The organism is Nocardia aurea (assembly GCF_003123685.1).
Classification (GTDB): domain Bacteria; phylum Actinomycetota; class Actinomycetes; order Mycobacteriales; family Mycobacteriaceae; genus Nocardia; species Nocardia aurea.
Genome location: NZ_QCYJ01000001.1, coordinates 1 through 8625, shown reverse-complemented (window position 1 = coordinate 8625; position 8625 = coordinate 1). Strand labels below are relative to the sequence as shown.

Sequence of the window (8625 nt, the reverse complement as noted above, 5' to 3'; positions counted from 1 at the left end):
GGCTTCGCCGAGGGCAGCGCCGCCCAGTACACGTGGATGGTCCCGCACAACGTACGCGCCCTGTTCGACCGGATGGGCGGCAACGGCAACGCCACCAACCGGCTGGACGGGTTCTTCCACCGCGCGGACGGCAGCTGGGCGCTGACCGGGGCCGGAGGACTGAAGGCGGAGATGGCCAACGAGCCCTCGATCGGCAGCCCCTGGCTGTACGACTTCTCCGGCCGCCCGGACAAGACCCAGCAGACGGTCAGGCAGATCGTCAACACCCTGTGGTCCTCCGGCCCCGGCGGCATCCCCGGACAGGACGACCTCGGCGCCATGTCCTCCTGGTACGTGTGGGCCGCGATGGGCATGCACCCGCTCACCCCCGGCCGGGCGGAGCTGCTCCTGGCCAGCCCGCTCTTCCCGCAGATCGTGGTGCGCCGGAGCAACGGGGTGACGCTCACCGTGAACGCCCCCGGCGCGTCCAGCGGCACCTTCTACGTGCAGGGCCTCACCGTGAACGGCACCGCCTCGACCAGGCCGTGGCTGCCGGAGTCGTTCGTGACGAACGGCGGGACGCTGTCGTACACGCTCGGCGCCACCGCCCACCCGACGTGGGGCCGCGCGGCGGCCGACGCCCCGCCGTCGTTCGACACGACCTCCACCGGGCCGGTCAACGTGGCGCTGAACAAGGCGGCCACCGGCTCGGCGCCCTGCGCCTCCAGCGAGGGCCCGGCCAAGGCGGTCAACGGCAGCGTCTCGGGCGGCAACAGCGACAAGTGGTGCTCCGGGGCGACGCCCAAGTTCCTGCAGGTCGATCTCGGCCAGCAGTACGCCATCACGTCGTTCACCGTCCGGCACGCGAGCGCCGGTGGCGAGCAGGCCGGCTACAACACGCGCGACTTCGACGTCCGGGTGTCGGCCGACGGCAGCACATGGACCACCGTGGCGCAGGTCCGCGGCAACACCGCCGGCATCAGCAACCATCCCGTCACCGCCACCACGGCCCGCTACGCCCGGCTCGACGTCCTCGCGGCCGAGCAGAGCGGCGGCGGCGCGGCGCGGATCTACGAGTTCGAGGTCTACGCCCCGTCCTCGTGATCACCAGACAGTGATCTCACCGACGGTTCCCGCGAAGGGATGAGACATGCGCACAGGCACCTTACGACGGACGCTCCTCATGGCATGCGCGGTGGCGCTGGGGACGTTCGGATTCGCCACCGTCCCCACTCCCCCCGCCAAGGCGGCGCACACCGCCGCGCCGGTCACCTGGACGGTCAACGGCCCGTCCCCCACCTCCCGGACGGCCGCCCGGGTCACGCTCGACAACGGCAGGCTGACGCTGGCCGTGCAGCACGGGGGTGGCGCCGTGCTCGCGCCCTCGCCGATCGGCATCGTGACGGACGCGGCCGACCTGAGCGCGAACCTGACGTTCACCGGCCGCGCCGACCAGACCGTCACGACGAACTACTCGATGCCCACCGGCAAGCGCCGCAGCCGGAACAGCACGTTCGCCGAGGCGAGGCTGTCGTTCACCGGCCAGGGCGGCGCCCGGATGGACCTGGTCGTCCGGGTCTCGGACGACGGCGCCGCCTACCGGTACGTGCTGCCCGCCACCGGCGCCGTCACCGTGCGCAGCGAGGCGTCCTCCTGGACCCTGCCGAGCACGAGCGCGGCCGCCGTGCTGCTGCCGCACAGCTCGGACTACCAGGGGCAGTGGACGCAGACGACCGCGGGCGGGGCGCCGGCGGGCGGCTACGGCTACCCGGCCCTGTTCACGGTGAACGGCACGTACGTGCAGCTCAACGAGTCCGACCTGGACGGCCGATACGCCGGGAGCCGGCTGTCGCACGAGAGCGGCTCGGCCACCTACACGACGTCGCTGGAGAACTCCACAGTCGGCGCCACCGGCCCGCTGTCCACCCCGTGGCGCATCGCCATCGTGGGCGACCTGGCGGCCGTCACCCAGTCGACGCTGGTGGACGACCTGGCCGCGCCGTCCAAGGTCGGCGACACCTCGTGGATCCGTCCGGGCAAGGTCGCCTGGTCCTGGCTGACCGAGCCGGGCAGCCCGGGCAACGCGGCGCGGCAGCGGCAGTACATCGACTTCGCCCAGCGCAACGGCTGGCCGTTCGTGCTCATCGACGAGGGCTGGAACAGCTCGTGGGTTCCGGACGTCGTCAACTACGGGGCCGCCAGGGGCGTGGGCGTGATCCTCTGGTTCAACTCCAGCGAGCTGCGCACCGCCGAGCAGCGCGAAGCGTGGCTCCCGCTGGTCAGGAGCTGGGGAGTGGCCGGAGTCAAGATCGACTACATCTGGGAGAACACCCAGCCCACCCTGAAGTGGTACGACGCCGTCCTCGCCAGGACCGCCCAGCTCAGGCTGATGGTCAACTTCCACGGGGCCGAGATGCCCCGCGGCATGCAGCGCACCTGGCCGCACGTGATGACCGCCGAAGGGATCTACGGCGCGGAGCAGCAGCGCAACCGGGCCGCGTTCAACACCAGGCTGCCCTTCACCCGCAACACCGTGTCGAGCATGGACTTCACCCCGACCACGTTCAGCGTCACCGACCGCGACACCACCGGCGCGCACGAGGTGGCGACGTTCCTGGTCTTCGAGTCCGGCTGGCAGCACGGCGGCGACAACCCCGAGACGTACGAGGGCAACGCCGAGGCCCTGCGCACGCTCAACCGGCTGCCCACCGCCTGGGACGAGACGCGGCTGCTCGGCGGGCAGCCCGGGCGCGAGGCGTACCTCGCGCGCCGTGACGGCGACAGCTGGTACGTGGGAGGCATCTCCGCTCTGCCGGCCAAGACGTACCAGACCGCGCTCTCCTTCCTCGGCCAGGGCCAGTGGATGGCCGACACGCTCCGCGACGGCGCGAGCGGCACCCTGACCAGGGAGACCAGGGTGGTCACCAGCGCCGACACACTGTCGGTGCCGGTCGCGGCCAACGGCGGCTTCGTGACAATCCTCTGCCGGTACACCAGCGGCACGACCGGGTGCACGTCGCCGGGGCCGAGGAATCTCGCCCTGGGCAAGCCGGCCACCGCCGACTCGTCGTGCAACGCGAACGAGACCGCCCCGAAGGCGGTCAACGGCAGCGTCTCGGGCGGCTGGAGCGACAAGTGGTGCTCCGGCGGCGCCAAGTGGTGGCGGGTCGACCTGGGCTCCAGCGTGACGGTCAGGTCGTTCACGGTCCGGCACGCGGGGGCCGGCGGCGAATCGGCCTCGTACAACACCCGGGACTTCGACATCCAGGTGTCCGCCGACGGCAGCGCCTGGACCACCGTGGTGCAGGCCCGCGGCAACACGGCGAACGTCAGCACCCACCCGGTGACCGCGGTCACCGCACGCTACGTGCGGCTGAACGTGGTCACCGCCGAGCAGGGCGGCAACGGCGCCGCGCGGATCTACGAGGTCGAGGCGTACTCGTAGCGGATCGGCCTCCGATTGACGGGAATGGCTAACGGGCTGCGGCCTGCTCCGCGGGCAGGCCGCACAGCTCGGCGGCGGTGGCCCACAGCGCCTCCTCCCTGGCCGGGTCGTAGGACTCGGCAGAGGATCGGATCACCGTCCCGCGGTCGATGTAGGATCCGCTCTCGCCCGGCCGGGGCCCGGCCATGGCATCCGCCAGCAGGCGGCCGGCCGCGTCGGGTCCCGTGGCGAAGGGCGCGGCCCTCAGCCCCTGCAGGAGCGTGCGCCACAGGGCCCGGCTGATCGGCCCGGCGTCGCGGGCCAGCCCGGTGCCGGGCACCAAGCCGGGGTTGTAAGTGTAGACGTCCACACCAGGGGGAAGCCGGCGGGCGAAGGCGTGGACCAGGTAGACCACGCCGAGTTTGCTCGTCGAGTAGGCCCTGCGCCCTTCGGAAACCGACGCGGCGCCCGGGCCCGTACCCGGGGTGGCCAGCGTGCGGACGTCGTCCCAGCGCGGCGCGGGGACCATGCCCAGGTTGTGCCTGAGGCCGCCGAAGTGGGCGTCGCTGCCGACCACGATGATCCTGGACGAGCCGGCGAAGCCGTCGAAGAGCAGCCGCAGGAAGAGATAGTTGGCGAGGACGTTGACGGCGAACGTCACCTCGAAGCCGTCGGCCGAGGCGCGCGTCCGCGTGGCCATCTGCAGGCCGGCGTTGCCGAGGAAGCCACGCAGCGGTGGGAGCTCGCCCGTGTCGAGACGTCGCCTGATCTCCGAGACCGCCGTGCGCACCTCGTCGAGGGCGGTCAGGTCGCACGGCACGACCGAGACGTTCGGATTGCCAGTGGCCCGGGCGAGCTCCCCGGCGAGGCTCCGGCCCTTCCTGCCCCGGGCCGTCACCACCAGGTGCTGGTCGGGACGCTCGCGCAGCAGGTGCTCGGCCGCGACGCGGCCGAGACCTCGGCTGGCCCCTGTCATGACGAGGGTGCTTGTGGGTGCGGACATGACCACCTTCGACTCTCAAGTTACTGGTACTGAGTACCATAAGGTATCAAGTCCCTTAACGGTAGGATGGGGGCATGCCGACTTCCATCCGAGAGCGCAAGCGGCGGCGAGCCAGAGAAGCGATCATCAAGGCGGCCTTCGACCTGTTCGCGACGCACGGGTTCTCGGCGGTAACCGTCACCGAGATAGCCGAGCGCGCGGAGGTCGGCCGCACGACCTTTTTCCGCTACTTCGGCGACAAGCAGGAAGTGGTCTTCGCCGACGAGCAGCACATGCTCGACGAGCTACTCGCGCTGGAGGGCGTGGACCCGCTGCCGGGGATGACCCTCGCACAGGCGCTGTCACGTGCGAGGCCGGCCGTGCGGGCGGTGTGCGCCGTCGGTACGCGCGATGCCGGGCGCTACGTGCTGTACGAGCGGCTCGTGGCCGACAACCCCGAGCTGCACGACCGCAAGGAGCGCAAGCTGCTCGCGCTCACCGACGCCATGGCGGGGGTCCTGCGCGCCCAGGGGGCCGCGGACGCCACGGCGGCGCTCGCGGCCCATATCGCGCTCGCCTGCTTCCGGACGGGCAGGCTGCTGGCGGGGCCGGACCCGGCAGCGCTGACGGACGCGGTGGACGCCGCCTTCGCCGAGGTGGAGGCGCTTGCCGGGGCCGGCACGCTCTCCCGTTGAGCGCTCAGAGCTTGCGGATCGACACGGCGTTGTCGCCGACCGCGCCGCCCCGCGCGTACACGCACTGGTACGCCCGCACGACGGCGACGACCGTCCAGCCGGACGGGGCGGGCTGGTAGCCGCAGATGACGATGGTGCGGCCGGAGGGCAGGCCGTTGAGGTTCGTCAGCGTCTGCTGGTTGTTCAGCAGCCCGTTGGGGGTCTTGCTGGCGTCGCAGTCGTAGGAGTAGGACAGCGCGGTGGCGTAGAAGCCGGCGGGGGGAGGCGGGCTGATGCAGCCGGTCACGGTGCCGCCCGAGCTCGTGTCCGTGACGTTCTTCATGGTCTTGGCGTTGTAGTAGATGCTGCCCGGCGGTCCGCACTGGTACCAGTCGCTGTAGGACGTGACGATCCAGCCGGTGGGAACGGGGTTGTTCGCGCACACGGTCTGGCTCGGGCCGAGCCGGTGTGCCGCCGCTCCGGCGGCGGTGGGTAACAGGGTCGTCATGGCGGCGACGGCGACGAAGACGGCGGTCAGCACCCTCATGGTCACTCCTGGACGAATCGAGTAGCGGGGCGATGTACTGATCGCCTGAATCATCACAGCGGGCGAGGGCGAAAGAAACAGATTTCCTGACAGAATCGCACTATGGCCGGTTATGGCCACATCTGTTGCCAAATAGGCGAACTTCACCGACGCGGCGGAGCCCTGGCACGCGAGAGCGTCGTCCTGTGGAAACCTTTGCGGACCTGGCTGAGATCGTGATGCGGGTGCGACGCGCGGACGGTTCATGGTCGGCCCGGACGATCTGGGTGGTCGTGGTGGACGGCGACGCCTACGTCCGTTCCGCCTTCGGACGCCGCAGCAGCTGGTACCACCAGGTCGGCGCGGGCGCCGGTACGGAGATCGAGGCGGGTTCGTCGATCCTTCCCGTGCGGCTGGAGGCGGTCCGCGATCCGGAGCTCATCCAGCGGGTCTCGGACGCCTACCGGGACAAGTACGCCCTCAGGTGGCCGGGACCCGTCGAGACGATGGTGGCCGGCGAGGCGGCGGCCACGACCTCGCGCCTGCGTGCCGACCCGGCGGCCTCAGCGGATCCCCGGGAGGTCTCGCAGCTGCTTGCGTGAGGTCAGGCCGAGCTTCCTGAAGATGTTGCGCAGGTGGGCGTCCACCGTGCGGGGGCTGAGGAAGAGCTTCGCGGCCACCTCCTTGGAGGTCTCGCCCTCGGCGACGAGGCGGGCGATGTGCACCTCCTGCATGGTGAGCTGCTCGCCCACCGGCGCCGAGCGGCTGCGCGCGCGCTCGCCCGTGGCCCGCAGCTCGCCGGCCGCCCGGTCGGCGAACGCCTCGGCGCCCATGTCCGAGAAGAGTCCGTGCGCCTGGCGCAGCCGCTCGCGCGCGTCCCGCCGCCTGCCCTCGCGCCGTAGCCACTCCCCGTACAGCAGGTGGGCGCGGGCGCGATAGGCGGCGGCGCGGCAGCCGTCGAGGTGGTCGACGGCCTCGCGGTAGGCGTCCTCGTCGCAGGTGACCAGCGCCCTGGAGTACGCCTCCACGCCGAGCCCCCAGGGGGTGCCGCCGGCCCGAGTCCGCTCGGCCAGCGAGCCGAGCGCCGATGCGGCCAGCTCCCGCTCGCCGCTCCGTACCGCGGACTCGACCAGCTCGGGCAGCGCGAGCCCGGTCATGGCGAGGTCGTCGAGCTCGACGGCGCGCCGCGCCGCCTCCAGCGCCGCCGGGTAGTCGCCGAGGCCGTTGTTCAGCACGGCCGTCGCCCAGTGCACGCTGAGGCTCATGCGCTGCGAGGCGGCGAGCACGCTCTCGAACAGCTCGACGGCCTCCTGCCGCCGCCCCCGCAGAGCGGCCAGGTGGAGCCGTGGATAGACCAGCGGCGACGCGCCCGTGGCGTCGGCGATCGCCTCGCCCTCCGAGATCTGCTCCATGGCCGCGCCGAAATCGCCCGCGTGCGCGGAGACGGTGGCCAGCATGGCCAGGCCGATGGGCAGGATGTGGAACGAGCCGGATTCGCGGCCCACGGCCACGAGGTGCTCGGCGGTGCCCGCGTACGCCTCGAAGTCCCAGATCTCCACCGCGAGCAGCAGCGCAAGCGACGGCCGGCGGACCCACACCTCGTTCCGGACGTCGGCGACGATCGGCCCCAGCAGCGGGACGGCGGCCCGGTGCCCCTCGGCGGCCAGGCGGACCAGGCCGTCCAGCACCAGGTCCGAGCTGTCGGGGGGCCGCGGAGCCGGGGGCGCGGCCAGGGCCGCGGCCACGGCAGGGTCCATGGCGCCGGTGAGGATGCCCATCTCCAGCGCGTCCAGATAGCAGGCCCGCGACCACTCCGGGTCGGACACCGTCAGTCGCCGGGCGGCGCGGAGCACGTGGGCGGTGGCGCCCTCACCGCCCCTGTGCGTGGCGAACGAGATCCGGCCGCGCAGCAGGTCCAGCCTGGCGCGCTGCCCCTGGTCGAGTGGCGCGGTCTCCACGGTGGTCAGCAGCTCGGCGGCCACGTCGAACGCGCCGGCCGCGAGCTTGGCCTGCGCCGCGGCGAGCACGCGCTCGACGCGCCGCTCCGGGTCGAGCGTGAGCGCCGCCGAGCGTTCGAGGAAGGCGGCGGCGGCCGCCACTCCCCCGCGGGCCTGCGCGCGGGCGGCTGAGCGTTCGAGCTCGGCGGCCACGTCCTCGTCCGGGCCGGCGCTGGCCAGGGCCCGGTGCCAGGCCAGCCGGTCGGGGTCCGCCACGGGGTCGGTGGCCGTGGCCAGGGCGCGGTGCACCCGCATGCGCTGCTCCAGAGGGGCTGCCCGGTAGACCGCGGAACGCACCAGGGGATGGCAGAAGCGCACCCGGGTGCCGAACTCGACCAGCTCCGCGGCCTCCGCCGGGCCGGCACCGGTCACGTCCAGCTCCAGCAGCTCGGCCGCCCGCCACAGCAGGGCCGGGTCGCCGAGCGGGTCGGCGGCGGCGACGATCAACAGCAACCGCGTCTGCTCTGGCAGCCTCTCCAGGCGGGCCTGGAAACTCTGCTCGATCCGGCTCGACAGCGGCGAGGCGGCGGGCAGGGCGAACCCACCGGCCATCCCGGCCAGGCCCGTGCTCCTGGGGAGCTCCAGCAGCGCCAGGGGATTGCCGCGGGCCTCGGCCAGGATGCGATCGCGCACCCGCCGGTCCAGCGGGGCGCGGATCTCGGCGGCCAGCAACGCGCGGGCATCGGCCTCGCTCAGCCCCTCGACGGTCAGGCCGGGCAGCAGGTCCAGCTCGGGCAGGCGGCTCGGCTCGCGTACCGCGAAGATCACGGCCATCCGTTCCGCGCTCACCCTGCGGGCGAGGAAGGCCAGCGCCTTGGCCGATGAGTCGTCCAGCCACTGCGCGTCGTCCACGACGCACAGCAGGGGCTGTTCGCACACGCTCTCGACCAGTAGTCCCAGCGTGGCGATGCCCACCAGGAAGGGGTCGGGGATGCCCGCGTCCAGCCCGAATGCGACCTCCAGGGCCTTGCGGTGCCCCGGCGGAAGCGCCGCCAACCGGCCGAGCACCGGCGCGCAGAGCTGGTGCAGGGCGGCGAACGGCA

At 72.5% G+C, this 8625-nt stretch carries 7 protein-coding genes; 4 read left to right on the top strand and 3 right to left on the bottom strand.

From position 1 onward, the window contains the following. Both DAT37_RS00035 and DAT37_RS00030 read left to right on the top strand, forming a co-directional pair. On the top strand, positions 1-1083 hold a 1083-nt coding region (locus DAT37_RS00035), incomplete at its 5' end, for a glycoside hydrolase domain-containing protein (protein WP_198654011.1). 46 nt (positions 1084-1129) lie between these two features. After that, positions 1130-3424 carry a glycoside hydrolase family 97 catalytic domain-containing protein gene (locus DAT37_RS00030; RefSeq protein WP_109522584.1) on the top strand — a complete coding sequence of 765 codons (2295 nt, stop codon included), beginning with the start codon at positions 1130-1132 and terminating at the stop codon, positions 3422-3424. Between the two features lie 28 nt (positions 3425-3452). Here DAT37_RS00030 and DAT37_RS00025 read toward each other — a convergent pair whose 3' ends face one another. Beyond that, positions 3453-4406, bottom strand: coding sequence for an SDR family NAD(P)-dependent oxidoreductase (locus DAT37_RS00025; protein WP_109522583.1), 954 nt, complete (start codon positions 4404-4406; stop codon positions 3453-3455). A 74-nt stretch (positions 4407-4480) separates the two neighbouring features. Here DAT37_RS00025 and DAT37_RS00020 point away from each other — a divergent pair, with 74 nt between their 5' ends. Next, on the top strand, positions 4481-5080 hold the full coding sequence (locus DAT37_RS00020; RefSeq protein WP_109522582.1) for a TetR/AcrR family transcriptional regulator: 600 nt from the start codon (positions 4481-4483) through the stop codon (positions 5078-5080). 4 nt (positions 5081-5084) lie between these two features. On the opposite strand, the gene DAT37_RS00015 is transcribed toward DAT37_RS00020, so the two are convergent. Further along, positions 5085-5606 (bottom strand): hypothetical protein, encoded by a 522-nt coding sequence (locus tag DAT37_RS00015; RefSeq protein WP_157978212.1) that lies wholly within the window; start codon positions 5604-5606, stop codon positions 5085-5087. Positions 5607-5791: 185 nt separating this feature from the next. Here DAT37_RS00015 and DAT37_RS00010 point away from each other — a divergent pair, with 185 nt between their 5' ends. Beyond that, on the top strand, positions 5792-6187 hold the full coding sequence (locus tag DAT37_RS00010) for a DUF2255 family protein (protein WP_109522580.1): 396 nt from the start codon (positions 5792-5794) through the stop codon (positions 6185-6187). On the opposite strand, the gene DAT37_RS00005 is transcribed toward DAT37_RS00010, so the two are convergent. Next, positions 6149-8625, bottom strand: a 2477-nt coding sequence (locus tag DAT37_RS00005; RefSeq protein ID WP_109522579.1) for a LuxR C-terminal-related transcriptional regulator, incomplete at its 5' end; no start/stop codon positions are given. The two genes, DAT37_RS00010 and DAT37_RS00005, sit on opposite strands and share 39 nt — an antisense overlap.

Excerpts from the sequence above, each read along its gene's own strand:
- DAT37_RS00030 (WP_109522584.1), top strand. The coding sequence starts at position 1,130 with ATGCGCACAGGCACCTTACGACGGACGCTCCTCATGGCATGCGCGGTG.
- DAT37_RS00025 (WP_109522583.1), bottom strand. The coding sequence starts at position 4,406 with ATGTCCGCACCCACAAGCACCCTCGTCATGACAGGGGCCAGCCGAGGT.
- DAT37_RS00020 (WP_109522582.1), top strand. The coding sequence starts at position 4,481 with ATGCCGACTTCCATCCGAGAGCGCAAGCGGCGGCGAGCCAGAGAAGCG.
- DAT37_RS00015 (WP_157978212.1), bottom strand. The coding sequence starts at position 5,606 with ATGAGGGTGCTGACCGCCGTCTTCGTCGCCGTCGCCGCCATGACGACC.